Origin of the sequence: Rhodobacter xanthinilyticus (assembly GCF_001856665.1) — a bacterium.
GTDB lineage: Bacteria > Pseudomonadota > Alphaproteobacteria > Rhodobacterales > Rhodobacteraceae > Rhodobacter > Rhodobacter xanthinilyticus.
Map to the genome: position 1 here is coordinate 2267020 of NZ_CP017781.1, position 26581 is coordinate 2293600.

Annotated in this window: 23 protein-coding genes; 1 reads left to right on the plus strand and 22 read right to left on the minus strand. The window is 69.7% G+C overall.

From position 1 onward, the window contains the following. Positions 1–8: 8 nt before the first annotated feature. The 13 genes from recN to LPB142_RS11115 form a co-directional block, all read right to left on the minus strand. Entirely contained in the window at positions 9–1658 is a 1650-nt protein-coding gene (gene recN, locus LPB142_RS11055) for a DNA repair protein RecN (RefSeq protein WP_071166407.1), read from the minus strand. A 27-nt stretch (positions 1659–1685) separates the two neighbouring features. Beyond that, on the minus strand, positions 1686–2534 hold the full coding sequence (locus tag LPB142_RS11060) for an outer membrane protein assembly factor BamD (protein ID WP_071166408.1): 849 nt from the start codon (positions 2532–2534) through the stop codon (positions 1686–1688). A 178-nt stretch (positions 2535–2712) separates the two neighbouring features. Further along, a complete protein-coding gene (gene lpxC / locus LPB142_RS11065; protein ID WP_071167227.1) occupies positions 2713–3630 on the minus strand; it encodes a UDP-3-O-acyl-N-acetylglucosamine deacetylase in 918 nt (305 codons plus the stop codon). A gap of 244 nt (positions 3631–3874) precedes the next feature. Then, a complete protein-coding gene (gene ftsZ / locus LPB142_RS11070; RefSeq protein ID WP_071166409.1) occupies positions 3875–5509 on the minus strand; it encodes a cell division protein FtsZ in 1635 nt (544 codons plus the stop codon). Between the two features lie 219 nt (positions 5510–5728). Continuing rightward, positions 5729–7063, minus strand: coding sequence for a cell division protein FtsA (gene ftsA / locus LPB142_RS11075; RefSeq protein WP_071166410.1), 1335 nt, complete (start codon positions 7061–7063; stop codon positions 5729–5731). Next, the gene (locus LPB142_RS11080; protein ID WP_071166411.1) at positions 7060–8010 is read right to left on the minus strand and encodes a cell division protein FtsQ/DivIB; all 951 of its coding nucleotides are present in this window, start codon (positions 8008–8010) and stop codon (positions 7060–7062) included. The genes ftsA and LPB142_RS11080 overlap by 4 nt, the downstream gene beginning before the upstream one ends. Beyond that, positions 7998–8912 (minus strand): D-alanine--D-alanine ligase, encoded by a 915-nt coding sequence (locus tag LPB142_RS11085; protein ID WP_083392668.1) that lies wholly within the window; start codon positions 8910–8912, stop codon positions 7998–8000. The genes LPB142_RS11080 and LPB142_RS11085 overlap by 13 nt, the downstream gene beginning before the upstream one ends. Positions 8913–8995: 83 nt before the next feature. After that, complete coding sequence (murB, locus tag LPB142_RS11090) at positions 8996–9916, minus strand: UDP-N-acetylmuramate dehydrogenase (protein ID WP_156894443.1); 921 nt, start codon at positions 9914–9916, stop codon at positions 8996–8998. Between the two features lie 44 nt (positions 9917–9960). After that, positions 9961–10752, minus strand: a complete 792-nt coding sequence (locus tag LPB142_RS11095) for a transglutaminase family protein (protein ID WP_071166414.1) — start codon at positions 10750–10752, stop codon at positions 9961–9963. A 76-nt stretch (positions 10753–10828) separates the two neighbouring features. After that, positions 10829–11095 (minus strand): DUF2484 family protein, encoded by a 267-nt coding sequence (locus tag LPB142_RS11100; RefSeq protein WP_330390628.1) that lies wholly within the window; start codon positions 11093–11095, stop codon positions 10829–10831. Between the two features lie 2 nt (positions 11096–11097). Further along, a complete protein-coding gene (murC, locus tag LPB142_RS11105; RefSeq protein ID WP_071166415.1) occupies positions 11098–12522 on the minus strand; it encodes a UDP-N-acetylmuramate--L-alanine ligase in 1425 nt (474 codons plus the stop codon). Continuing rightward, positions 12519–13622, minus strand: a complete 1104-nt coding sequence (locus tag LPB142_RS11110) for a UDP-N-acetylglucosamine--N-acetylmuramyl-(pentapeptide) pyrophosphoryl-undecaprenol N-acetylglucosamine transferase (protein ID WP_071166416.1) — start codon at positions 13620–13622, stop codon at positions 12519–12521. Before LPB142_RS11110 ends, murC begins: the two co-directional genes overlap by 4 nt. 43 nt (positions 13623–13665) lie before the next feature. Continuing rightward, a complete protein-coding gene (locus LPB142_RS11115) occupies positions 13666–14829 on the minus strand; it encodes a peptidoglycan glycosyltransferase FtsW (RefSeq protein WP_068766609.1) in 1164 nt (387 codons plus the stop codon). Positions 14830–15050: 221 nt separating this feature from the next. Between LPB142_RS11115 and chrA the strand changes: the two genes are divergently transcribed. Then, on the plus strand, positions 15051–16163 hold the full coding sequence (gene chrA, locus LPB142_RS11120; RefSeq protein WP_071166417.1) for a chromate efflux transporter: 1113 nt from the start codon (positions 15051–15053) through the stop codon (positions 16161–16163). Here the strand turns inward: chrA and murD are convergent, their stop codons facing one another. The 9 genes from murD to mraZ form a co-directional block, all read right to left on the minus strand. Further along, positions 16164–17564: a UDP-N-acetylmuramoyl-L-alanine--D-glutamate ligase gene (murD, locus tag LPB142_RS11125; protein WP_071166418.1), complete on the minus strand. Its 1401-nt coding sequence runs from the start codon at positions 17562–17564 to the stop codon at positions 16164–16166. A 152-nt stretch (positions 17565–17716) separates the two neighbouring features. Next, the gene (locus LPB142_RS11130; RefSeq protein WP_068766606.1) at positions 17717–18331 is read right to left on the minus strand and encodes a hypothetical protein; all 615 of its coding nucleotides are present in this window, start codon (positions 18329–18331) and stop codon (positions 17717–17719) included. A 19-nt stretch (positions 18332–18350) separates the two neighbouring features. Then, positions 18351–19433, minus strand: coding sequence for a phospho-N-acetylmuramoyl-pentapeptide-transferase (gene mraY / locus LPB142_RS11135; RefSeq protein ID WP_068766605.1), 1083 nt, complete (start codon positions 19431–19433; stop codon positions 18351–18353). A 4-nt stretch (positions 19434–19437) separates the two neighbouring features. Continuing rightward, positions 19438–20898 carry a UDP-N-acetylmuramoyl-tripeptide--D-alanyl-D-alanine ligase gene (locus tag LPB142_RS11140; RefSeq protein WP_071166419.1) on the minus strand — a complete coding sequence of 487 codons (1461 nt, stop codon included), beginning with the start codon at positions 20896–20898 and terminating at the stop codon, positions 19438–19440. Beyond that, positions 20898–22382, minus strand: coding sequence for a UDP-N-acetylmuramoyl-L-alanyl-D-glutamate--2,6-diaminopimelate ligase (locus LPB142_RS11145; protein ID WP_068766603.1), 1485 nt, complete (start codon positions 22380–22382; stop codon positions 20898–20900). The genes LPB142_RS11140 and LPB142_RS11145 overlap by 1 nt, the downstream gene beginning before the upstream one ends. Before the next feature lie 135 nt (positions 22383–22517). Next, positions 22518–24305, minus strand: coding sequence for a peptidoglycan D,D-transpeptidase FtsI family protein (locus LPB142_RS11150; protein WP_071166420.1), 1788 nt, complete (start codon positions 24303–24305; stop codon positions 22518–22520). Then, positions 24302–24679: a cell division protein FtsL gene (ftsL, locus tag LPB142_RS11155; RefSeq protein ID WP_068766601.1), complete on the minus strand. Its 378-nt coding sequence runs from the start codon at positions 24677–24679 to the stop codon at positions 24302–24304. Before ftsL ends, LPB142_RS11150 begins: the two co-directional genes overlap by 4 nt. Continuing rightward, a complete protein-coding gene (gene rsmH, locus LPB142_RS11160) occupies positions 24676–25707 on the minus strand; it encodes a 16S rRNA (cytosine(1402)-N(4))-methyltransferase RsmH (RefSeq protein ID WP_071166421.1) in 1032 nt (343 codons plus the stop codon). The genes ftsL and rsmH overlap by 4 nt, the downstream gene beginning before the upstream one ends. Then, positions 25707–26210: a division/cell wall cluster transcriptional repressor MraZ gene (gene mraZ, locus LPB142_RS11165; protein ID WP_198037826.1), complete on the minus strand. Its 504-nt coding sequence runs from the start codon at positions 26208–26210 to the stop codon at positions 25707–25709. Before mraZ ends, rsmH begins: the two co-directional genes overlap by 1 nt. Positions 26211–26581: the final 371 nt, after the last annotated feature.

Genomic DNA, 26581 nt, shown 5'->3' on the forward strand with positions numbered 1-26581 from the left:
CCCCCTCCTCAGCCCTCAATGAGCGCGACCGCGGCCGCGCGCGCCGCATCCGAAACCTCGGCGCCCGAGATCATCCGGGCGATCTCGTCGATGCGCTCCTCAGGCCCGAGCGCGGTGACGCGCGAGGTGGTCACCCCGGCCTCGACGCTTTTCTGCACGCGGAAATGATGCGCGCCGCGGGCCGCGACCTGCGGGCTGTGGGTCACGACGAGAACCTGCGCGCTCTCGGCGAGCTGCGCGAGGCGCCGCCCGACGGCATCGGCCGTGGCGCCGCCGACGCCGCGGTCGATCTCGTCGAAGATCAGCGTCAGCGTATCGGCGCCGCGCGCGAGCACCACCTTCAGCGCAAGGAGGAAGCGCGAGAGCTCCCCCCCCGAGGCGATCTTGTTGAGCGGGCCCGCCGGCGCGCCGGGGTTGGTGGCCACGGTGAAGGCCACCGCGTCGCGCCCCTCGGGGCCGGGCTCGCCCGGCGCGATCGCGGTCGCGAAGACCGCGCGTTCGAGCTTGAGCGGCGCGAGCTCGGCCGCCATCGCCGCATCGAGCCGCCCCGAAGCCTCGGTCCGCGCCGCCGAGAGCCGGTCGGCTGCCTCCGCATAGGCGCGCTCGGCCTCCGCCAGCGCCGCCGAAAGCGCCGCGAGATCGCCCTCGCCCGCATCGAGCGCCGCGAGCCGGGCGCGCAGCCCCTCGGCGAAAGTGCCGAGCTCATCGGGCAGCACGCCATGTTTGCGCGCCATCGCCCGGATCGCGAAGAGCCGCTCCTCGCAGGCCTCGAGCGCGCGCGGATCGAAGCTGAGCGCATCGAGCGCCGCCTCCACCCCCTGCGCGGCCTCGCCAAGCTCGATCAGCGCCCGCTCGAGCGCCGCGAGCGGCGCCTCGAGCCGGCCCTCGGCGCGATCGGCCGCGCCCTGCAACCAGCGATCGGCGTCGCGCATCGCCCCCTCGGCGCCCTCGGGGCCAAGGATCTGCGCCGCGCGCGCGACATCGGTGCGGATCTTCTCGGCGCCCTGCATCAGCCGCCGCTCGGCATCGAGCTTGGCCTCCTCGCCGGGCTCGGGGGCGAGCTTGTCGAGCTCGGCCACCGCATGGCGCAGGAACTCCTCCTCGCCCTTCACCGCCGCGAGCGCGGCTTGCGCCGCCGCCAGCCGCCGCGCCGCCGCCCCGCGCGCCCCCCAGGCCGCCCGCACCGCCTCGAGCAGCGCGCCATGGCCCGCAAACGCATCCAAGAGCGCCCGGTGCCCGCGCGCATTCAAGAGCCCGCCATCGTCTTGCTGGCCATGCAGCTCGACAAGCGTCGCCGAAACCGCGCGCAGCACCTCGCCCGAGGCGCGGCGGTCGTTGATCCAGGCGGTCTTGCGGCCCTCGACGGTGTTCACCCGGCGCAAGATCAGCTCCTCCTCGACCGGGATCCCCGCCTCGGCGAGCGCCGCCGCCGCCGGATGGCCCGCCGGCAGCTCGAAGACCGCCGTCACCTCGCCCTGCGCCGCCCCCGCGCGCACGAGCTCCGCCCGCCCCCGCCAGCCCAGCACAAAGCCCAGAGAATCAAGCAAGATCGACTTGCCCGCGCCGGTCTCGCCGGTCAGCACATTGAGCCCCGGCCCGAAGCCGAGCTCCAGCCGGTCGATCAGCAACATGTCACGAATGTCGAGCGTGCGCAGCATCGGCCTGCCTCGAAGCGGGACAGTGGCTCAGAGCCACTCGCCCTTGATCACCTGACGATAGACCACGGTCAGCCAGTTATCGCCCTTCACCTCGGGCTCCAGCCCCTCCTTCTTGAGGCGCTTGTAGGCGTCTTCGTAGAAGGGCGAGGATTGGAAGTTGTGGCCGAGAATCGCGCCCGCCGTCTGCGCCTCGTCGCGCAGGCCGAGCGAGAGATAGGCCTCGACGAGCCGCATCAGCGCTTCGGGCGTCTGGGTGGTGGTCTGGAACTGCTCGACAACCACGCGGAAGCGGTTGATCGCGGCGGTGTAATTGCCCTGCTTGAGGTAATAGCGCCCGATCTCCATTTCCTTCGCCGCCAGATGGTCGAAGGCGAGGTCGAATTTCAGCATCGCCGAGCGCGCATAATCGCTCTCGGGATATTGCTCGATCACATCGCGCAGCGCCTGCAGCGCCTGGAAGGTCAGGCCCTGATCGCGGCCGACCTCGTCGATCTGGTCGTAATAGCTCAGCGCGAGCAGATATTTCGCATAGGCCGCGTCCTCATCGCCCGGATAGGTGTCGATGAACCGCTGCGCCGAGGCGCGCGCGTCCTCGTAGCGCTTGGCCTTGTGCTGGGCATAGGCCTCCATGATCAGCGCGCGCTTGGCCCATTCCGAATAGGGATAAAGCCGCTCGACCTCGGAGAAATATTTGAGCGCCGTATTGGGCCGACGCGGATTGCCGACCTCGAGCTCATATTCGCCGCGCTTGTAGATCTCTTCGGCGGTGAAATTCTCGAGATTGGGCTCCTTGTCCTTGCCGCCCGAACAGGCCGCCAGGACCCCGATCAGCACAAGACTTCCGACCCGAACTGCCGCCGATCTGCCGCCTGCCATGCCCTGCCCTATCCCTTGTGCCCGAGCTCTTCCGCCCGGGATCTCACCCGTTCAGCCGCCCCGGGGCGGCCCTGCTTCGCCCGTCCTAGCACAGAAAAATCCGGGGCGCAAAACGCCTTTCGCGCGGCTCACGGGCGCGTGCGCGGCGCCCGCCGAAAAGCCGCACCGCGGCCCGCGCTCAGACCGCCGCCAGAGCCGGCCGGCACACGCCCGCGCCCGGCAGGCTATGGGCCTGCAAAGGGCTGCACGCTTCCCATTCCCACGCGCTCGGATCGGCGAAGAGCGCGCGCAGGAGCCGGTTGGTCATCGCATGGCCCGCGCGCACGCCGACATAGCGCCCAAGGATCGGCGCCCCGGCGAGCGACAGATCGCCGAGCGCGTCGAGCATCTTGTGGCGCACCGCCTCATCCTCATGGCGCAGCCCGCCCGGCGAAAGCACCTTGGCGCCATCGACCACGACCGCGTTCTCATAGGTGCCGCCAAGCGCAAGCCCGTTGGCGCGCATGAAATCGACATCCGCCTGACGGCAGAAAGTCCGGCTGTCCATCAGCTCGCGCACGAAAGCGCCATTGGCCATTTTCAGCCGCTTTTCCTGCTTGCCGATCGCCGCATCGGCGAAATCGATCGCGAAATCGATCTCCAGCGCCGCGGCCGGCTCGAGCCGCGCCACCGCCTCGCCCTCGCGCACCTCGACGGGCTTGAGCACCCGGATCGCGCGCAGCGCGCCACCAAGCGCGCGCAGCCCCGCCTGGCGCATCCCGCGCACGAAGGGCGCCGCCGAGCCGTCGAGGATCGGCACTTCCGGCCCGTCGATCTCGATCAGCGCGTTGTGCAGCCCGACGCCGACGATCGCGGCCATGATATGTTCGATGGTCGAGACCGAGACGCCATCGCCATTCTCGATCAGCGTGCAGAGTTTCGAGGGCGTCACCCGATCCCACAGCGCCGGGATGCGCGGGTTCACGCCGCTCACATCGGTGCGGCGGAAGACGATGCCGTGGTCGGCCGGGGCGGGATGCAGCGCCATGCGCACCGGCGCGCCGGAGTGAAGCCCCACGCCCTCGAACACCACCGTTTTCACCAGAGTCGTCTGCACGATCTCACCCTTTCGTCCTTGCACCGGCGCCGGGCGGTGACCTCTCGTTAACGAGATTCTCCGACACCTTGCGCCGCAGCATCAGTTAGGCAAGCCCGGCCCGCATCTCAACTCACTCTTTGTAACGGACTGAAACATAAGGCCAAAGCCCCGGCAAAACCCCGCCGAGCGAGAGTTATCCACTTGAATTTTAAACAAAAAGGCCGGGCAGCGCCCGGCCTCTTCAGCAGATCTTGTGATCCGTTCAATTCGCCTGACGACGCAGGAAAGCCGGGATTTCGATGCGATCCTGATCGCCGTCCTGCTCCTCGTCATAGGCCTGATGCTGCGGCGCCTGCTGCGCGGCGGCATGGGTGGCGCGCGGCGCGGGCGCCGGGGCCTCGGCGGCGTGACCGGTCATCCGGTTGATCAGCGAGTTGATGCCGAAGCGCGGCTTTTCCGGCGCGGGTTGCGGCGCGGCCGGGCGGCTCGCGGCCATCGCGGCGCGCGGCGCGGCCTGATGGGGCTGCGGCGCGGCTTGCTGCGCGGGCACCTTGTTCACGGCCGCTTGCAGACGCGCGAGCGCCTCGGGCGAGGGGGTGCCGGGCGCGCGCGGACGCGGCGCGACGAAGGCGCCGGCATCGTCCTCGACATGCAGATCGCGCGGCGCGGGGGCGGCGGCGCGCGGCTGATAGGCCGGCGGCGGCAGATCCTCGGCCTCGGCGCGCACCGGCGCTTGCGGCGCGGGGGCGGCGGCCTCGAAGAGGTTGCGCTCGGCCATCGGCTGCGGCGCGGGTTGCTGCGGCGCCGGCTGCGGCGCGGCGGCCACCGGCTGCGCGGCGGTCACGGTCAGCGCCGGCTGACGCGGGGCCTCGGGGGCCTTCAGCGGCTCGGCCATCGGGCGGCGCGCCACCGGCGTCTCGACATGGCTCACCACCGCGTCGATCCCGGTCGCAACGACCGAAACCCGCATCACGCCTTCCATGTTCGGGTCGAGCGTCGAACCGACGATGATATTGGCATCCGGGTCGACCTCTTCGCGGATCCGGTTCGCCGCCTCGTCGAGCTCGAACAGCGTCAGGTCATAGCCGCCGGTGATGTTGATCAGCACGCCCTTCGCGCCCTTGAGCGAGATCTCGTCCAGGAGCGGGTTGGCGATCGCCTTCTCGGCGGCCTGCAGCGCGCGGTCGTCGCCGGTGGCTTCGCCGGTGCCCATCATCGCCTTGCCCATCTCGTCCATCACCGAGCGGACATCGGCGAAGTCGAGGTTGATCAGGCCGGGGCGGACCATCAGATCGGTGACGCCCTTGACGCCCTGATAGAGCACGTCATCGGCCATCGCGAAGGCTTCGGTGAAGGTGGTGCGCTCCGAGGCCAGACGGAACAGGTTCTGGTTCGGGATGATGATCAGCGTATCGACGACCTTTTGCAGCGCCTCGATGCCGGCCTCGGCCTGACGCATGCGCTTGGGCCCCTCGAACTGGAAGGGTTTGGTGACCACGCCGACGGTCAGCACGCCCAGCTCGCGCGCGGCCTGCGCGATGATCGGGGCAGCGCCGGTGCCGGTGCCGCCGCCCATCCCCGCGGTGATGAAGCACATATGCGCGCCGGCCAGATGGTCGACGATCGACTCGATCGACTCTTCCGCCGCGGCGGCGCCGATCGTGGGCTTGGCGCCCGCGCCCAGACCCTCGGTGACCTTCACGCCCATCTGGATGCGCGCCTGCGAGCGCGATTGCTGGAGCGCCTGCGCATCGGTATTGGCGACCACGAACTCGACGCCGTCGAGCTCCTTCTCGATCATGTTGTTGACCGCGTTCCCGCCCGCACCGCCAACGCCGAACACGGTGATCCGCGGCTTGAGGTCTTCGTGATCCGACATCATCAGATTAAGGGTCATTGGTTTCCGCCTGTGCTTTTGATCAACGGCCCGGGTGGAGGCCGAGAGTCCCCGAAATTACGACGATTTTACCTGCGATTCCCGGAAACGTCACCAGAAAAACACAGCTCACCCACAAAATATGGCGGGGAGGTTACCGCCCTTCGGCGGTATTTCGCGCATGTCGCAGGATCTGGTGGGGCGAATCGCCCCTACCCCCCGGCGCTAGAGACGGCGCCGTTACCAGTTGTCGCGGAACCAGCGGATCGCGCGCTTGAACGAACGCCCGCCGAGCCGCTCGAGCGGCATCTCGAAATCCCACCATTCGTCCTGCGGATGCGCGGCAAAGAGCGCAAGCCCCACCGCCGAGCTGAACCCCGCCCCGGTCGCCGCCTGCGGCAGCCCGGCCACCCGCAAGGGCCGCCCGAGACGCACGTTGTGGCCCAGGATCTTCGCCGCGAGCCCGTCGAGCCCCGGGATCTGGCTCGCGCCGCCGGTCAGCACGATCTGCTGGCTGGGCAGGTAATCGAAGCCCGCCACGTCGAGCAACCCGCGCACCTCCTCGAGGATCTCCTCGACGCGCGGGCGCATGATGCCGATCAGCTCGGTGCGGCTGACCTGCCGGCGATCCTTCTCCCAATCGCCGGAATTTCCCGAAAGTTCAATGAGTTCGCGATCATCCATGCCGGTGGCATGGACGCCGCCGTGGAAGGTCTTGATGCGCTCGGCCACCGCCATCGGCACCTGCAACCCGGCGGCGATGTCGCGGGTGACATGGTCGCCCCCCATCCGCACCGCATCGGCGAAGATCATGTGTTTCTTCATGAAGATCGACACGCCCGTCGCGCCGCCGCCCATGTCGATACAGGCCGAGCCGAGCTCGAGCTCATCCTCGACGAGCGAGCTGAGCCCGGAGACATAGGTCGAGCTCGCGATGCCCGCGAGTTCGAGATCGCAGCGGCGGATGCAATAGACGAGGTTCTGGATCGCCGAAGCCTCGACCGTCAACAGATGCATGTCGACCGCAAGCCGCGCGCCGACATGGCCGCGCGGGTCGCCCAGACCCGAGCGATGATCGAGCGCGAAATTCACCGGATGGGCATGCAGCACCTCGCGCCCCTGCCCGATCGGCGGCATGTCGCAAGCCGCCAGAACCCGCGCCACATCCTGCTCGTCGACCTGCTGGCCGCGCACCTCGGTCTCGCCCGCGAGCCCGTAGCTGCGCGGACCGGCGCCCGAAAAACAGGCGATCACATGATCGACGCGCGTGTTGGCCATCTTCTGCGCCGCCTGCACCGCGGTGCGGATCGCGCGCTCGGTCTCGGCCATCGCGTCGATCTCGCCAAAACGGACCCCGCGCGAGCGCGTCGTCGCCGCGCCGATCACCCGGAACGCCGATTGCCCGGCGAGCGAGCCCACCCCGTCGCCCTCGCGCGCGCCCTCGGGGCTGTCAAATCGCAGCACCAGACAGGCGATTTTCGAGGTGCCCACATCAAGCAGCGCGATCACCCCGCGCTGCATGGCGGTTTTGCGCATCGCGCGCATGGCGCGTTGAGTTTCGTAAAGATCGGTCATGGGGTCGCTTTCACGTCGATGGTCTGGCCGGACATGGCGTGCAGGGCTTGCAGGGAATGGTCGGTGAGCCGCAGCGTCGGGCGCTCGGGGTTGCGCAGATCGAGGCGGGTAAAATCGCGGCCGAGCAGGTCTTCGGCCTTGTCGAGCGCGAGGATCCGGTCCACCGCGCGCACCGGGTCGAGCTCGGGGAGCAGGATCCGCTGATCGCGGTCGAGCACCAGATCCCAGCGCCGCTCGCCGACCCGCACGAGGCCCCGCGTGCGCGGCAGGATCGGCGCGGCGGCGGCGAGGATATCGAGCGCCTCGGGCACGGCGAGATCCGCCCCCTCCCCCGCGATCAGGGGCAGATCGGCGCGCGTCGCGCGATCAAGCAGCGTCGCCACCCGGTGCCCCTCGGCGTCGAGCATCTCGACCCCCGCGGCGGTGCGCCACAAAACGGCCGGCTCGCGCTCGGTCACCTTCGCCTCGAGCACGCCGCCCGGGCGCACGACGAGGCTCACCTCCTTGACCGCATCGAGCCGCGCGATCGTGTCGCGGTAAAGCTCGAGGTCGATGGCAAAGCTCGAAGCCGGCAGCCGCACCGGCAACATCGCCCGGATCGCATCGCCCACCTCGGGGCTCGCGCCCTCGATCTTCAGAAGCGAAACCATGAATTCCGGGCGGTTCTGCACGGCGGTCTTCAGCGCGTCATATTGCTCGACGAGATCGGCGCGGCGGCCCTCGTCGCCCAGCCAGATCCCGAGCCCGAGCGTCACCACGAAGACCGGCGCGCCGATCCGGGTGAAGGCGCGCACGAAGGGCGTGAGCCAGAGCCGCTCGAGCCGGTAAGCCAGCCGCGAGGGCGCCGGGTCGCGCCGCGGGCCCCGCGGGCGGCGGCGCGCCACGCGCACGAAGCGTTGCCCGCCGGTGCGGGCCGAGAGCGGCGGCTCGGGGGTCAGCGGTCGCATGAGGCATCCTCCACCAGCCAGGCGCAGAGCTCGGCGAAGCTGATCCCCTCGGCGGCGGCCTGTTCGGGCGCAAGCGAGGTCGCGGTCATGCCGGGCTGGGTATTGGTCTCCAAGAGAACCAGCCCCTCGAGCCCGCGGCTGTCATCCCAGCGAAAATCGGTCCGCGACAGCCCCCGGCAGCCAAGCGCGCGATGGGCGCGCAGCGCATACTCCCGGCACGCCTCGGAAATCTCGACCGGAATCTCGGCCGGGCAAACATGGCGCGAGCCGCCGGGCTGATATTTCGCGGCGTAATCATACCAGCCCGTGGTGATGATCTCGGTCACGCACAGCGCCCGGTCGCCCATCACCGCACAGGTCATCTCGCGGCCCGGCGCATAGGTCTCGACCATCACCACCTCGGGCATCTCGGCGGAAAGCTGCGGCGGCCCGTTCGACCCTTCGGTGACGAGATAGACCCCCACCGACGAGCCCTCGTTATTGGGCTTCACGACATAGGGCACCGGCAGAACATGGCCCGCCGCGACCTCGGCCTTGGTGGCCAGAACGCTCTCCACCACCGGCAGACCGGCGGCGCGATACACCTCTTTCGAGCGGCTCTTGTCCATCGCCAGCGCCGAGGCCAGCACGCCCGAATGGGTATAGGGGAGGCGCAGCCATTCGAGCAGGCCCTGCACGCAGCCATCCTCGCCCCACCGGCCATGCAGGGCGTTGAACACGACATCGGGCTTCGCCGCGGCGAGTTGCGCAGGCAGATCCGCCCCCGCATCGATCTCGATAACCTCGAACCCAGCCACCGTCAGCGCCTCGACGCAGCCACGCCCCGAGGAGAGCGACACTTCGCGCTCCGCCGAAGTCCCGCCCATCAAAACCGCCACCCGGTGGGATGCCCTGCTCGACATGCCCGCCTCTTTCGCCTTGCCGCGGGTTTACCGGCGCCGCCGCTATCCCGCTGTTTTCTTGCATTTGCAACGCGCCGGGCGGCTCAATTCTCGCCCACGCGCATGATTTCCCACTCTAGCGAAATTCCCTGCGTCTGCAAAACCTTTTTGCGCACTTCCTCGCCCAGACCCTCAAGATCTTGTGCCGTGGCGCCGCCCGCGTTGATCAGGAAGTTGGAATGCATCTCGCTCATCTGCGCCCCGCCAAGCCGCGCGCCGCGCATCCCCGCCCGGTCGATCACCGCCCAGGCCTTCATCTCATGCACGTCATCGGCCCGCCCCGTCGAGGAGGCGCCCGAGGGGTTGCGGAAGGTCGAACCGGCCGAGCGCTCCTTGGTGGGCTGGCTCGCATCGCGGCGGGCGATCTGCTCCTCCATCCGCGCGACAAGCGCCGCGGGCTCGCCCGCGCCGGCGCGGAAGGTGGCCGAGATCAGGACCGCGCCCTCGGGCAGCCGGCTCTGCCGATAGCCAAAGGCGAGATCGGCGGGGGTGAGCGTCGCGCGCGTGCCATCGCGCAAGATCGCCTCGGCCGAGATCAGATGATCGGCGACATAGGCGCCATAGCAGCCCGCATTCATCCGCACCGCGCCGCCGATCGAGCCGGGGATCGTGCGCAAAAACGTCAGATCGCGCCCGGCATCGGCGGCGCGCCGCGCGACATGGGCGTCGAGCGCGGCGGCGCCGGCGGTGACCAGATCGCCCGCGATCTCGATGCCGTTGAACCCACGCCCGAGCCGGATCACCACCGCCCGGATCCCGCCATCGCGCACGATCAGGTTCGAGCCCACCCCCATCGGGAAGACCGCGACCTCGGCCGGCAGCGCGGCCAGAAACGCCGCCAGATCCTCGGCATCGGCCGGTTGGAAAAGCCAATCCGCCGGCCCGCCAACGCGCAGCCAGGTCAGATCGGCGAGCGGGCGGTTGGCGGTGAGCGTGCCGCGGGGGGTATAGGGGAGCTGATCCATCATGCCTCCTCCTAGCGCGGCGCGCGGGCGGTTTTCAAGCCGCCTCAGGCGCGGGTGTCGATGCGGATCTCATAGCCGAGCGTGGTCTCGACCCGGCCCGCCCAGAACGAGCCCTCGACCGGCATCGTGGCGGCCTGATCGGGCGCGACCGCCAGCGGCAGATGCCCCGCGCCGACCGCGGTGCCATGGGTCGCGTCAAACCCGATCCAGCCGCGCCCCGCCACCCAGATCTCGACCCAGGCATGCAGATGGCGCCGCCCGTCGGGGCTCTCGGCCATCGCCTGATAGCCCGAGACGAAGCGCGCGGGCATCCCCACCGCACGCGCCGCCGCGATCGCGAGCACGGTGATATCGCGGCACGCGCCGCGCGCGGTGATCAGCGTCTCGGTCGCGCTCTGCGCGGCGCCGGTCTCGCGGATCTGGCGGTCGGTGCGGGTGTAAAGCGCCTCGCACAGCGCCGTGGCAAAGGCCTCGCCCTCGCCAGCCGCGCGCCGCAGCCCTTCGGCAAAGCGCGCCACCTCCGGCGCGGCGGGCTCATTGGGCAGATAGGCGGGGTCGGGCGCGGGCGCCGCGGCAGGCTCGGGCGCGCGGGTGGCAAAGCGCAGCGCGCTCTCGATGCGGAACGCCCGCGTCTCGCCCGCGAAATCGAGCGCAAGCACCCGGTTGCCCCAGAGATCCACCTTCTCGGCGCGCGCGGCGGGGACGGGAAAGACGGTGATCTCCTGCCCGACGAGCCGCCCCGCCTCGGGCCGCGGCGAGAGCCGGATCAGATGCGGCCCCAGCCGCACCGGCTCGGAATAGCTGTATTTCGTGACGTGACTGACCGAGAAAAGCACCCGCCCCTCCCTGCGTTACATCGCCGCAGGATACAGCAAAGCGCGATTTTCTCTAGCAAAAACACTTTGGGCGCGCTCAGCCGAGCCGCAGATGCGCGATCAGCGCCTTGAGCGGCCAGCGCAGCACGCTCATCCCCCCCGCGAGCACCACCAGCCCCGCGAGCCAGCCGTTCTCGAAGGTCACCCAGCCGAGGATCGGCACCCCCGCCGCGATCAGCGCCCAGGCCGCCGGCCAATGGAACCGCCGCGGCCCGAGCGCCACCGCCGTCGCCACGATCGCCCACAGGCAGGCCGCGCCGAGCGAGCCCATCGCGCCGAGGCCAAGGGGGGCGAGCGCCTCCACCCTCACGCCCCGAGCCGCGCGGGCAGCGCGTTGGCCCATGCCGAGATCGTGCCGGCGCCAAGGCACACCACGATATCGCCCGGCCGCGCCTGCTCGCGCACCAGCCGCGCGAGATCTTCCTCGGAGAGGATCGCGCGGGCGTGACGATGGCCGTGGCGGATCAGCCCGGCGACCAGATCATCGCGGCTCGCGCCGGGGATCGGCTCCTCGCCCGCCGCATAGACATCGGCGATCGCGACCACATCGGCCTCGTTGAAACAGGTGCAGAAATCCTCGAAGAGGTTGTGCAGACGGGTGTAGCGGTGCGGCTGATGGGCCGCGATCACCCGCGCGCCGGGCGTGCCCGCCACCGCCTGCCGCGCCGCCTTCAGCACCGCCGCGATCTCGACCGGGTGGTGGCCGTAATCGTCGATGATCGCAACGCCGCCGAGCACTTCGCCGACCTTGGTGAACCGCCGGTTGACCCCGCCAAAGCCCGCAAGCGCCTCGCGGATCTCCTCTTTCTTCATGCCGAGGTGGCGCGCCACCGCCACCGCCGCCAGCGCGTTCGAGACGTTGTGGTCCCCCGGCATCGGCAGCGTGCAGCCCTCGATCACCACGCCCTCGCCCTCACCGCGGAGCTGAATGTCGAAATGCGCGACCCCCTTCACATAGCTCAGGTTGACCGCGCGCACATCGGCCTGGGCGTTGAAGCCGAAGGTCACCACGCGGCGATCGTTCACGCGCCCGACGAGCGCCTGCACCTCGGGGTGGTCGGTGCAGCACACCGCCAGCCCGTAAAACGGGATATTCGAGACGAAATCGTAAAACCCCTTGCGCAGGTTCTCGATCGTGCCCCAGTGCTCCATGTGCTCGGGGTCGATATTGGTCACGATCGCGATCGTCGCGGGCAGGCGGTTGAACGAGCCATCGCTCTCATCGGCCTCGACGACCATCCATTCGCCCGCGCCCGCGCGCGCGTTCGAGCCATAGGCGTGGATGATCCCGCCGTTAATCACGGTCGGGTCGAAATTGCCCTTGTCGAGCAGCGTCGCGACCATCGTCGTCGTGGTCGTCTTGCCATGCGTGCCCGCGATCGCGATATTCGAGCGCAGACGCATCAGCTCCGCCAGCATCTCGGCGCGGCGCACCACCGGCAGGCCACGCTTGCGCGCCTCCTCGAGCTCGGGGTTGCCCGGCTTGATCGCCGAGGAGATCACCACGACCGCCGCCTCGCCGATATTCTCGGCGCGCTGGCCCTCGAAGAACGTGGCGCCGAGCTCGACCAGCCGGTCGGTGATCTTCGAGGCCTTCGCATCCGAGCCCTGCACCGAAAAGCCTTGCGTCATCAGCACTTCGGCGATCCCCGACATGCCGATCCCGCCCATGCCGATGAAATGGATCGGCCCGATCTCACGCGGGAGTTTGGTGGCGGCGGCGGCGTTCATTTCGAATTTCCTGCAATCTGTTCAACAAGTTCCACCAGGCGATCGGTGGCATCGGGGATACCCTGGCGCGCGGCGGCATGGGCCATTTGCACCGCCCCTTCGGGATTGTCCAGCACGAGCGCCACCTGCGCGGCCAAGCTCTCGACGCTGAGTTTCGCCTCCGGGATCAGGATCGCGGCGCCCGCTTCCGTCAGCCCGCGGGCATTGGCGCTCTGGTGATCGCCGGTCGCGGCGGCAAAGGGGATCAGGATCGCGGGGCGCCCGATCACCGAAATATCGGCGACCGACGAGGCGCCCGAGCGCGAGATCACGAGCTGCGCCTCGGTAAGCCTTCGCGGCACGTCGTTGAAGAAGGGCTGCACATCGGCGGGGATCTGCGCCGCCGCATAGGCCGCGGCAACGCGCTCCATATCCTCGGCCCGCGCCTGATGGGCGACACGCAGCCGCGCGCGCAGGCCCTCGGGCAGGCTGGCAAGCGCGGCGGGCACCATGTCCGAGAGGATCCGCGCGCCCTGGCTGCCGCCGATCACGAGGAGCGAGAGCGGGTAATCGCCGGGCGGGATATAGGGGGCGTTCGCGCGCTCGAGGACCGCCGCGCGCACCGGGTTGCCGGTATGAACCCCCGCGACGCCCTGGGGCAGGTCGGTGGGCCAGGTGCCGCAGGCGAAAGCGTCGACATGGCGCGCAAAGACCCGGTTCACCCGGCCCATCACGCCGTTTTGCTCATGGATCGCGCAGGGCACGCGCAGCACCTGCGCCGAGGCGAGCGCCGGGATCGTCGGGTAGCCGCCAAAGCCCACCACCACCGCCGGGCGGTCCGACAGGCCGCGCATCACCGCCGAGAGAACCCCGCCCGCGATGCGGAACGGCACCGCGAGTTTCGCCGCCACCCCGCCGCGCGCGAAGGTCGCCGAGGCGACCTGTTCGACCGCGACCACATGCGGAAAGCCCCCCGCATAACGCGCGCCGCGCGCATCGGTGGAGAGTTTCACCCGCCAGCCGCGCCGCACCATCGCCTCGGCCAGCGCCTGCGCGGGGAACATATGCCCGCCGGTGCCCCCGGCGGCGATCAGCAAAAGCGGCGCTTTCGGCTCGGCCATGAGTTCCTCCCTGGGGCTTGGGCCCGCGGGCCCTGCCGCCGCCTCAGTGGCGACGCGCGAGAATGTCGGAGATCTCGCCTTGCGGGCGGGACCGGGTGAGCGCCAGAAGCGCGCCCACCGCGATGCCCGAGGCGATCACCGAGGAGCCGCCGTAGCTCACGAAGGGCAGCGTCATCCCCTTGGCCGGCAAGAGCCGCACCGCGACGCCCATGTTGATCAGCGCCTGCACGCCGAAGGCGCAGGCAAGCCCCGCGCCCGCGAGCCGCGTGAACGGGTCGCGCTCGCGCATCAGCCGCAGGAGCGAGCGCACCACCACCGTCGCGTAAAGCGCGATGATGATCATCACGAGGATCAGCCCGTATTCCTCGGCCGCGACCGCGATGATGAAATCGGTATGGGCATCGGGGAGCGACCATTTCACCGTGCCCTCGCCGACGCCGACGCCGAAGAACCCGCCCTCCTGGATGGCGTTCGTGGCGTAGCCGATCTGCGTGCGCGGGTCGATCTCGGTGGAGAGGAAGCCGTTGATCCGGCGGGCAAAGTGCTCCGAGGTATTATAGGCGAAGACGCCGCCCGCCGCGGTCAGCCCGCCGATCGCGGTCAGCAGCGTGATCGGCGCGCCGCCGATGAAATACATCACCATCCAGGAGAAGAGCACGAGCGAGGCCTGGCCGAAATCGGGCTGCAGCGCGAGGGCGAGCACGATGATCAGCGTCAGGATGAAGCTGTAAAGCCGCCCCGAGGGGCCGCCGACCTCATGGGCCGCGGCCATGAACCAGGCGGCGGTGATCACGAAGGCGGGTTTGAGGAATTCGGAGGGTTGCACCGAGGCGAAGCCGAAGGAGAACCAGCGCACCGCGCCCTTGCCGAAATCGGTGCCGAAGATGGGCAGGAGCAGGATCGAGACGAAAGCGAAGGCAAAGCCGATGACGCCGAGCCGGCGCACCTGCAGCGGGCTCATCATCGAGACGCCCCCCGCCACGCCGAGCGCGACCAGCCCGAAGAAGGCCTGGCGCTTGACGTAGTAGAAGGGTTCGAGCCCGTTCTTTTCCGCCAGCGGCACCGAGGCCGCGAGGCCCAAGAGCATGCCGACGCCGAACAGCATCAGGATCGCCGAGAGCGCCCATTTGTCGATCGTGCGCCACCAGCGCGGAAGAATCGGCTCACCTGCCCGCACGGGCACGGTGCCAAAAACCATCTCTGTCATGGGCTGTACCGCTCGCTGCCTCGAAAGCCCGGTTTTCCGGGTCTGGGGAAAGCCTAGCGGAAAGTGCTGGCTCTGCCTAGAGGAACATGGGTCGAACGGCGGGGTTTTGCGCGCGGCTCAGGGGGGCGCTGCCCCCTCGGGCTGCGCCCTCCCCCCGGGATATTTGGCATCGTTGAAGGCGGGGGGCGGGGCGGCTAGGCTGGGGCGCGATCGGAGGGGTGATGGGCGAGATTTTCTGGGCGTTCTTGCGGCTTGGGCTGATGAGTTTTGGCGGGCCGGTGGCGCATATCGGCTATTTCCGCGCGGAATTCGTGGCGCGCAGGGGCTGGCTCGATGAGGCGGAATTTGCGCAGGCCCTGGCTTTGGCGCAGTTTCTGCCGGGGCCGGCGTCGTCGCAGATGGGCTTTGCGATCGGCTGGCGGCGGGGCGGGCCTTTGGGGGCGCTGGCGGCTTTTGCGGGGTTCACGGCGCCTTCGGCGGGGCTGATGGCGGCGGCGGGGCTTTGGGCGGCGCAGGCGACGCCCACGGGGGCGGTGGCGGGCGCGCTCGCGGGGCTCAAGCTCGTGGCGCTCGCGGTGGTGGCGCAGGCGCTCGTCGGGATGGCGCGCAGCCTGTGCCCGGATGCGCCGCGGCGGGCGGCGGCGGTTTTGGTGGCGGGGGCGCTCGTGCTCTGGCCCTTTGCCGGGGCGCAGATCGGCGCGATTGCGCTCTGCGCGGGGATGGGTGCGCTGTGGCTGCGGCCCGGGGCGGAGGCGGCGGGCGGCGCGCTCTCGTTGCGCGGGGCGCGGTGGGTTGCGGGGGGGCTTTTGCTGCTCGCGCTCGGGCTTGCGCTGATCCCGTTTGCGCGGCCTTATTTGGGCGCGGGGGCGCTTGTGTTTGGCGGCGGGCATGTCGTCTTGCCGCTCTTGCGCGAGGCTCTGGGCGGGGCGATCGCGGAGGGGGTCTTCCTCTCCGGCTATGGGCTTGCGCAGGCGATGCCGGGGCCCCTGTTCACCTTTGCGAGCTATCTTGGCGCGGTGCAGGGCGGCCTTTGGGGCGCGGCGATTGCCACGCTCGCGATCTTTGTGCCGGGCTTTGCGCTTTATGCGCTGGTGGCGCCGCTTTGGGCGCGGATCGGGGCGCGCGCGGGGGCGCGGGGCGCGGTCGCGGGGGCCAATGCGGCGGTGGTCGGCGTGCTTGGCGCGGCGTTTTTCGGCCAGATCCTGCCCGAGGCGTTTCTCTCGCCCGGCCATGGGGCGCTCGCCGCCGCGCTTACCGCGCTGGCCTTTGCGACGCGGTTGCCGCCGCTCGCGCTCGTGGTGATGGGCGCGGGCGGCGGCGCGGCGTTTCTCTGATCAGCCGGGCAGACGGGCGACCAGTTCGGCGAAATGCTCGCCGCGTTTTTCGAAATTCGGATATTGGTCGAAGCTCGCCGCCGCCGGGGCGAGAAGGACGGTATCGCCCGCCTCCGCGTCGCGCGCCGCGGCCGCCACCGCCGCCTCCATCGTCTCGCAGATTTCATGGGCAAGCGGCGCCAGTTCGAGCGCGAAATCGCGCCCCGAATGGCCGATGAAATAGGCCTTTTTCACCTTGCCCAGATGCGCGCGCAGCGCCGTGACGCCGCCTTCCTTGCCCAGCCCGCCCGCGATCCAGCGGATATTGTCGAAGGCCTCGAGCGCCTTTTCCGCGCTGTCGACATTGGTGGCCTTCGAGTCGTTGACGAAGCGCACGCCGGCCTTTTCGGCGATCGTCTGGCTGCGGTGCGGCAGGCCCGCGAAGGAGTGGAACGCCTCCTCGATCAGGCGCGGCGAGAGCCCGAGCGCGCGGGTGGCGGCAAAGGCTGCGCAGGCGTTTTGGTGGTTATGCGCGCCGGGCAGGCCCTTGACCTCGCGCAGGTCGATCGAGGCGACCTGCCGGCCCTTGCGCCATTCCGCGAGGAAGCCCTTGCGCGCGAAGACAGACCAGCCGTAATCGCCCAGTTTGCGCGCCGAGGAGACGCGGATCACCCGGTCGTCCTCGCGCCTCATCGCCAGCTGATTGGCGAGATAGATGCCCTCGGGCTCATCGACGCCGATCACCGCGCGATCCGGGCCGCCCTCGGCGAAGAGCCGGCGTTTGGCCGCGAAATAGCCGCCCGGGCCGCCGTGGCGGTCGAGGTGGTCGGGCGAGAGATTGGTGAAGACCGCGATATCGGGGGTGAGCGCGCGGGCGAGATCGGTCTGGTAGGAGGAGAGCTCGAGCACCACCACCTCGCCGTCGGTGGCCGGGTCGATATCAAGGACGCCGCGGCCGATGTTGCCGGCCATTTGCGTGGGCCGCCCGGCATGGGCGAGAATATGGTGGATGAGCGCGGTGGTGGTCGATTTGCCGTTCGAGCCGGTGACGCAGACGGTGCGCGGGGGGGTGTCGAAATTGTCCCATTCGGGCGTCGCCCAGGAGCGGAAGAAGAGCCCGATGTCGTTATCGACCGGGATGCCTTCGGCCATGGCGCGGGCGATATGGCGGTTCGGGGTCGGGTAGAGATGGGGGATGCCGGGCGAGGTGATCAGCGCGGCGACGCCCTCGAAAGCGTCGTTGCGGGTCAGGTCGTGGCAGGTCCAGCCTGCGGCTTCGGCGCGGGCGCGCGATTCCGGGCTGTCATCCCACAAAAGCGGCGTGGCGCCGCCCGCCTTGAGCGCGGCGGCGGTGGCGAGCCCCGAGCGGCCGAGCCCGAGCACGGCGACCTTCTGACCATCAAAACCCTGAACCGGAATCATCGCATTCTCCGTAGCTGGCGGGGGCGGCCCCTTGCGCTCTTGGGATAAGTGAGGCGGGGGGAAAGGGAAAGGGGGCCTGTGGGGGGAGCAGGTGGCGAGGGCGGAGCGGGGCTCTGCCCCGCACCCCGGGATATTTTTGGCAAGATGAAGGGTCAGGGGGCAGCGCGCAGCACTTCGGCCTCGCGGGTGCGGCCCCGGGCGGCGAGGAAGGTGGCGAAATCGGCGCGGAGTGTTACGGCCTCGGGGCCGGTGGCGAGGGCGAGGGCGGCGCGGAACTGGGCCTCGGCCTCGGGGGCGCGGCCCTGGGCGGCGAAGAGGCGGGCGGCCTGGGCGGTCCGGGCGGCGAATTCGGGGGCGGATTTGCCAAAGGCGCGGCGGGTCTGGGCGAGCGATTGGGTGATTGCGGCATAGGCCTCGTCCGCATCGGGGCTGAGGGCTGCGAGGCGCGCGAGCGGGGCGGCGCGGGTTTCGGGGGGCGCCTGGCGGGCGCTCAGGATGGCAAGCGCGCGGCGCAGCGCGGGGAGCGCCTCTTCGGGCGGGGCGGTTTCGGAGAGCGCGAGGAGGGCTGTGGCGAGCTCGGCGCTTTGCGGGCCGTAATGGGTCTCGGCGAGGGCGGCGGCGGCGGCGAAATCGCCCGCGCGCAGCGCCTCGGCATGCGCGCCCCGGCCTGCGCGGCGCGCGGCCTCGGTGCGGCGCGCGCCGCCCATCCGGCGCGCGGTCAGCAGCACCATCACGCCGAAGACGAGCGGAACGAGGGCGAGCAGCATCGGCCCCGCCTCCCCCGCCTCAGCGCAGCTTCAGCGTGGCCAGCCCGATCAGCGCGAGGATCAGCGAGATGATCCAGAAGCGGATCACGATCTGCGGCTCGGCCCAGCCCTTCTTCTCGAAATGGTGGTGGATCGGCGCCATCAGGAACACCCGCTTGCCGGTGCGCTTGAAATAGGCGACCTGGATGATCACCGAGAGCGCCTCGACCACGAAGAGCCCGCCAACGATGGCAAGCACGAGCTCATGTTTGGTGCAGACCGCGATCGCGCCGAGCGCGCCGCCGAGCGCGAGCGAGCCGGTATCGCCCATGAACACCGCCGCGGGCGGCGCGTTATACCACAAAAAGCCCAAGCCCCCGCCGATCAGCGCCGCGGTGAAGACGAAGATCTCGCCGGTGCCGGGCACGAAATGGACGCCCAGATAGGTGGTGAAATCGGCGCGCCCGACGACATAGGCGATCGCGCCAAGCGTGCCCGCGGCGATCATCGCGGGCATGATCGCGAGCCCGTCGAGCCCGTCGGTGAGGTTCACCGCATTGGCCGCGCCGACGATCACCACCATCGCGAAGGGCACATAGAACCAGCTCAGATTGATCAGCACATCCTTGAAGATCGGCAGCGCGAGCCGGTTGGAGAGATCCGCCGGGTGCAGCCAGGCCGCTGCCACCGCCGCCAGCCCCGCGAGCAACAGCCCGAGCACCATCCGCGTGCGCGAGCTCACGCCCTTGACGTTCTGCTTGGTGACCTTCGCGTAATCATCGGCAAAGCCGATCAGCGCATAGCCATAGGTCACGCCCAGCACGATCCAGATATAGCCATTGTCGAGCCGCGCCCACAAAAGCGTCGAGACGAGCATCGCCGAGAGGATCAAGAGCCCCCCCATCGTCGGCGTGCCGGCCTTGGCGAAATGGCTCTGCGGCCCGTCGGTGCGGATCGGCTGGCCCTTGCCCTGCTTGCGGCGCAGGATGTCGATCAGGGGGCGCCCGAACAGGAACCCGAAGATCAGCGCCGTGAAGAACGCCGCCCCCGCCCGGAAGGTGATGTAGCGGAAGAGGTTGAACAGATCCCCCCCGTCCGACAGATGCGCGAGCCAGTAGAGCATGGCGTTATCCCTTGAAACTTTCGGCGGCGCCGGGTTGACCGAGTTTTTTCAGCGCGTCAACCACAAGGCTGACCTTCGAGCCTTTCGAGCCCTTCACGAGCACGACATCGCCCGCATCGACGAGATGGCGCGCGCGCTCGGCGAGCTCCTTGGCCGTCGCGAACCATTCGCCCCGCTTGGCGCGCGGCAGCGCCTCGTAAAGCGCGCGCATCCGCGGCCCGGCGAGGTGCACCGTGTCGATCGCCGCCATCGACGGGTCGTCCGCGATCGCGGCATGAAGCGCCGCCTCATCGGGGCCAAGCTCGAGCATATCGCCCAGGATCGCCACCCGGCGCCCCTGTTTGACCCGCCCCACCCCGTCGCGCGGCGCCGCCCCCGCCAGAACCTCGAGCCCCGCCGTCATCGAGGCCGGGTTGGCGTTGAACGCATCATCGAAGAGGTCGAAACTCTGGCTCTCGTCGACGATGTCGAGCCAGACCCGCTCGCGCGCGCCGCGCCCCGCGGGCGGCTCCCAAAGGCCGAGATCACAGGCCGCGACGGCCACATCCGCGCCCACCGCCTCAGCGAGAGCCAGAACCCCCAAAGCGTTGTTAGCAAAGTGTTTTCCGGGGCTGAGCACCTTGAAGAGAAGCTCCTGGCCGGCGTGATCGGCGCGCACGATCGTCGCATCGCCCGCGATCGTGGCCGAGACGAGACGATAGTCCGAGCCCTCCGCCGGGCCAAAGCGGATCACCCGATCAGCCCGCGCCGCCGCCGCCGCCTCGAGGATCGCGCTGACCTCGAGCCCGGTCGGCACGACCGCGACGCCCCCGGGCTCCAGCCCCTCGAAAATCGCGGCCTTCTCGCGCGCGATCCCCGCAAGGCCACCGCCCTCGGCCTCGGCGAAAGCCTCGAGATGGGCCGCCGCCACGGTGGTGATCATCGCCGCATGGGGCCGCGCCAGACGCGCGAGCGGCGCGATCTCGCCGGGGTGGTTCATGCCGATCTCGATCACCGCGAAATCGGCCTCCGCCGGCATCCGCGCGAGCGTGATCGGCACGCCCCAATGGTTGTTGAAACTCGCCTCGGCCGCGTGCACGCGCCCCTGCGCGGCCAGAACCGCGCGCAGCATCTCCTTGGTCGAGGTCTTGCCGACCGAGCCGGTGACCGCGATCACCCGCGCGCGCGTGCGCGCCCGCCCCGCCCGCCCGAGCGCCTCGAGCGCGGGCAGAACATCCTCCACGATGAGGAGCGGATCGGCCTCGGAACAGCCCTCGGGCAGCCGGCTGACCAGCGCCGCCGCCGCCCCGGCCGCAAGCGCCTGCGCCACGAAATCATGGCCATCGCGCACATCCTTGAGCGCCACGAAAAGATCGCCCGGCCGCAGGCTGCGGGTGTCGATCGAGATCCCCATCGCGGCGAAATCGCGGGTCGCGCGGCCGCCGGTCGCCGCCACCGCCTCCGCCGAGGTCCAAAGCACAGCCATCAGATCTTCCCGTCGAGCGCGGCCACCGCGACGCTCGCTTGTTCAACGTCATCAAAGGGATAGATGTCGGTGCCGATCACCTGCCCGCTCTCGTGGCCCTTGCCGCAGATCAGAAGCGCATCGCCCGGCCCGAGCATGTCGACGCCGCGCAAGATCGCCTCGGCGCGGTCGCCGACCTCGGTCGCCTCCGGCCCCGCCCCCGCCATCACCGCCGCGCGGATCGTGGCCGGATCCTCGGTGCGGGGGTTGTCGTCGGTGACGATCACCCGGTCGGCGGTCTCGGCGGCCGCGCGCCCCATCAGAGGCCGCTTGGTGCGGTCGCGGTCGCCCCCCGCCCCCACGATCGCGACGAGATGGCCCATCACATGCGGGCGCAGCGCGCGGATCGCGGTCTCGACCGCATCGGGGGTATGGGCGTAATCGACAAAGACCGTCGCGCCGTTTTCGCGCGTGGCGGCGAGCTGCATCCGCCCGCGCACGGTCGAAAGCCGCGGCAAAGTGGCAAAAACCTCGGCCGGATCGGCGCCACAGGCAATCACCAGCGCCGCCGCGGTCAGCACGTTCATCGCCTGGAACCCGCCGATCAGCGGCAGCCGCACCAGATGCGCCGCGCCGCCCCAGGCAAAGCGCAGATCCTGGCCGGTCGCATCATAACGCTGGCCCATCAGCCGCATCTCGCAGCCCTCGGCATGGCCGACGCGGATCACCCGCTGCCCGCGCGCGGTGGCATAGGCCGCCAGAACCTCGCCCTTCGGGTCGTCGGTGTTGAGCACCGCAACGCCCTCCTCGGGCAGAACCCGGGTGAAAAGCCCCGCCTTCGCGGCGAAATACTCCTCGAAGGTCGCGTGATAATCGAGGTGATCCTGGGTGAAATTGGTGAAGGCCGCGGCCGCGAGGCGCACCCCGTCGAGGCGGCGCTGCGCCAGCCCGTGCGAGCTTGCCTCCATCGCCGCATGGGTGACGCCCGCCGCCGCCATCTCGGCCAGCAGCCGGTGCAGGGTGACGGGTTCGGGCGTGGTATGGGCGGAGGGCGCGGTGAAGGCCCCCTCGACGCCGGTGGTGCCGATATTGGCGGCCTCGAGGCCCATGAGCTGCCAGATCTGGCGGGTGAAACTCGCGACCGAAGTCTTGCCGTTGGTGCCGGTCACCGCGATCATCGTGGCGGGCTGGGCGCCATAGAAAAGCGCCGCCGCGAAGGCCAGCGCCTGGCGCGGATCCTCGACCACGATCAGCGCGACCGGCCCGCCCGCAAGCTCGGCGCGCAAGATCTCGCCCCCCGCCCGGTCGGTCAGAACCGCCACCGCGCCACGCTCCACCGCCGCCGCCACGAAGGCCGCGCCATGAGCCGCAACCCCGGGCAGCGCCGCGAAGAGATGGCGCGGCTGAACCCGCCGGCTGTCCACCGAAATCCCCGAGATCACCACATCCGGCCCGTTCGGCACCGTCAGCCCGAGTGCGCTCAGCGGCTTGGGATCGATATCCATATCTTGTGCCCCCGTTTCGTCTTCGCCATTTATCTCGGCCCGCGGCCCGAGGTCAACGCGCCCCGCCGCGGCCCGGGCCAGAAACTGAAAGGGCGGCGAAGACCCGCCGCCCGTCGCCCTCTCGCGCTCGCCCGCTCAGCCGTCCTTCTTGACGAGCTGGATGCCTTCCATCTCGTCGGGGCCGGCCTCGGGGCGCAGCCCCAGAAGCGGCGCGACGCGCCGGATCACCTCGGCCGCCACCGGCACCGCCGTCCAGCCCGCCGTGCGCCGCGGCTCGGAGCCGGAGTTCTCGGAGGGCTCATCAAGCGTCAGCACCAGCACATATTTCGGGTCCGTCACCGGGAAGACCGAGGCGAAGGTCGCGATCACCTTGTCATCATAATAGCCGCCGCTGGGCTTGGCCTTGTCGGCGGAGCCGGTCTTGCCGGCGACCTGATAGCCCGCGACCTCGCCAAAGGAGGCGGTGCCGCGCGCCACCACCGCGCGCATCATCGCCAGCGCGCGCCGCGCCACGATCGGGTCCATCACCTGCTCGCCCGGGGCGGCGGTCTTGCCATGAACGAGCGTCGGCATGACCCGCCGCCCGCCGTTCGCAATCGTCGCATAAGCGGCCGCCAGATGCAGCGGCGAGGCCGAGAGGCCGTGGCCGTAGCCGATCGTCATCGACGAGATTTCCGACCATTTCGCGGGCACGATCGGGCGCCCCGTCGGCGCCTCGACGAGCTCGACCGAGGTGGGCTCCAGAAAGCCCATCTTGCGCAGGAAATCGCGCTGCCGGTCGGCGCCGATCATCTGCACGATCCGCGCCGTGCCGACGTTGGAGGATTTCACGATGATATCGGTGACCGAGTTTTCCGCGCCGTAATTGTGGAAATCGCGGATGCGGAAGCGGCCCCAGACCATCGGGCTCTTCGTCGGCACCATGGTCGCGGGGTTGACGAGGCCAAGCTGCATCGCCTGCGCCACGGCAAAGATCTTGAAGGTCGAGCCGAGCTCATAGACGCCCTGCACCGCGCGGTTGAACAGCGGGCTGTCGGAGGCATCGCCCTTGGCGAGCGGCGCGGGCCGGTCGTTGGGGTCGAAATCGGGCAGGCTCGCCATCGCGAGGATCTCGCCCGAGCGCACATCCATCAAGATCGCCGCCGCGCCCTTGGCATTCATCAGCTTCATGCCGCCATCGAGGATCTCCTCGACCGCGGACTGGATGGTGAGATCGAGCGAGAGCGCGAGCGGCGCGCCGTGGTTGGCCGGGTCGCGCAGCCAGCCGTCAAAGGCCTTCTCGACGCCCGCAACGCCGAGGATCTCGGCCGAGCTGACGCCCTCGGCGCCAAAACGCGCGCCGCCAAGGATATGCGCGGCCAGCCGGCCGTTCGGGTAAAGCCGCATCTCGCGCGGGCCGAAGAGAAGCCCCGGGTCGCCGATATCATGCACCGCCTGCATCTGCTCGGGGCTGATCTTCTTCTTGATCCAGACGAATTTGCGCGTGCCGGTGAAATCCTTCACCAGCCGGTCGCGCTCGAGATCGGGGAAGATCTTGACCAGCTTGTCGGCGGTGCGCTCAGGGTCGACGAGCATCGGCGGCTGGGCGTAGAGCGCATGCGTCACGAGATTGGTGGCCAGCACCCGCCCCGCGCGGTCGGTGATATCGGCGCGCTGCGCCACGATCGCCTCGGCCCCGCCCGAGAGCTGCGGCTCCTGCGGCGGCGTCGCGGCGAGCGAGCCCATCCGCAGCCCCACCGCCACGAAAGCGCCCAGAAACATCAGCCCCATCATCAAAAGCCGCCCCTCGGCGCGCAGCCGCGCGCGGTCGCGCGTCTCCTCGCCGCGCAGGCGGATATTCTCGCGCTCGATCGCGTCGGGGTTCTCGCCCTTGGCGCGGGCTTGCAAGATGCGCGCGAGCGGGCGCAGCGGCGTGCGGATCATAGCGGCCCCCCGTCGGAGGCGCCGTTGCGCGCGATCACATCAATAGGGTCCACAAGGCCGCCCTCCCCCAGCGGCGCGGCTTCGGGCGGTGCAGGGTAAGCCACCTGCCCCACCGCGCCGAACTGCTCGGGCGCGAGCGGCAGGAGCGCGAGGCGCTCGAAATTGAGGTTCACAAGCTCCGTCAGCCGTTCGGGCCGGTTCAGATAGGCCCATTCCGCGTTCAACACGCCCAACCCCTCATGCAGGCTCGCAATCTCCCGGTTCAGGGCGCGCAATTCGCCCTGCCGGTCCTGGGTATCGTAGTTCACCCGATAGGCCCAGAACGCAAGGCCCATCACACACAATGCCGTGGCAAGGTAGAGCAGGTTTCTCATCGCGACTTTCCTCGGGGAGACGGGGTCAGAACAGGGGCCGGCAGGCCAAGCCCCGCGCGCTCGGCGCGGCCGGCGGGGGCAGAGGTGCGGCGCGCCACGCGCAGCTTGGCCGAGCGCGCACGCGGGTTGTCGGCCAGCTCCTCGGGGTCGGGGCCGATCGACTTGCGGGTGAGGAGATCAAAGGGCGCCGGCGCCTCCTCGGCGGGGGCCGCGGCATAGCGGTTGACATGCGCCGCCCGCCCCGAGCGCGCCTGAAAGAAGCGCTTCACGACCCGGTCCTCGAGCGAATGGAAGGTCACCACCGCGAGCCGCCCGCCGGGCTTGAGCGCGCGCTCGGCGGCCTCGAGCCCCTCGATGAGCTGGCCGAATTCGTCATTCACCGCGATGCGGATCGCCTGGAAGGAGCGCGTCGCAGGGTGGCTCTGGCCGGGTTTGGGCCGCGGCAGACAGCGCTCGATCACCGCGACGAGCTGACGGGTGGTCTCGAAGGGGCTCGCGCGCCGCGCCTCGGCGATCGCCCGCGCGATCCGGCGCGAGGCGCGCTCCTCGCCGTAATGATAGAGGATGTCGGCAAGCTCTTCCTCGCTCAGTTCATTGACGAGATCGGCCGCCGAGGGGCCGCTGCGCGACATCCGCATGTCGAGCGGGCCATCGGTCATGAAGGAAAAGCCGCGCTCGGCCTGATCGAGCTGCATCGAGCTGACGCCCAGATCGAGCACCACACCGTCGAGCCCGCCAAACCCGCCCTCGCCCGGCGCGATCTCGGCGGCATAGGTGTCGAGCTCGGAAAACGTCCCCTCGACGAGCACCAGCCGATCGCCATAGTCGCCCCGCCAGCCCTCGGCCATCGCAAAGACCGACGGATCGCGATCGACGCCGATCACCCGCCCCGCCCCCGCCGCCAGAAGCCCGCGCGCATAACCGCCCGCGCCGAAGGTGCCGTCGAGCCAGACCCCCGAGACAGGCGCGACCGCTTCGAGAAGCGGCCGCAGCAATACCGGAATATGAGGGCGCTCCGCATCCGACATCACGCCGCTCCGATCTTTGGCAAATGCACGAGCGGGTCATAGCCCTCGGGCCGCGCCTCGGCCCGCGCCGCCGCAATCGCCGCCTGCTCGGCCTCATAGGTCTCCGGATCCCAGATCTTGAACGAGGTCCCCGCCGAGGCAAAGAACGCCTCGCCCTTCAGCGCGATCTTCTCGCGCAGCTTTTGCGGCAGAACGAGCCGCCCGTCGCCGTCGATATCGGTCTGGTGCGATTGCGCATACATCAGCTCTTCGATCTCGGCCCGCTCACCCGAGCCGCGCTGCATCGCGTCGATCTGCTCATCGATCTCGTAGATCGCTTCCATGGTGAAAACTTCGAGATATTTGCGCTCCGCCCCGCCATAGACGATCACGATCTGCGGGCGCGCGCCCGGGGCCCAGTCCGGGTCACCGGCTTCGATCACGCGACGAAACGAGGCCGGGATGGAAACGCGACCCTTCGCGTCCACCTTGAAAGTCTCCGAACCTCTGAACCGCCGTGCCAAAGCTGGCGCTCTCCTGTCCCACCCCGTTGCATCGATCCCAGAAATGGAAAACGGCGGATCGGACTGCTGCCACTGTCCGATCCGCCGCCCTCGTCCCATCGCTGGGTGTCCGGACTGCGCGCGCCACCTGGGGGGATGTCTGCTCGCCCGCGCGCCGGATCTCTCTTTCGTGAAGCGGGTGCCTGTATGAAACCCGGTCTTTGCGCCGTGGGGTCTTGCTGCCCCTTACCCTCGCCTCTCGATGCACAAGGGATGCCACGGGAATTCATGGGAAGCAACAGGAATTTTCGCCACCCAAGGCCAGATCTGGTCCGGGAAGCGGCGGGAAATCAAGGTGTTGTGGATAAAATCCGGTTAACACTTCGCAGATC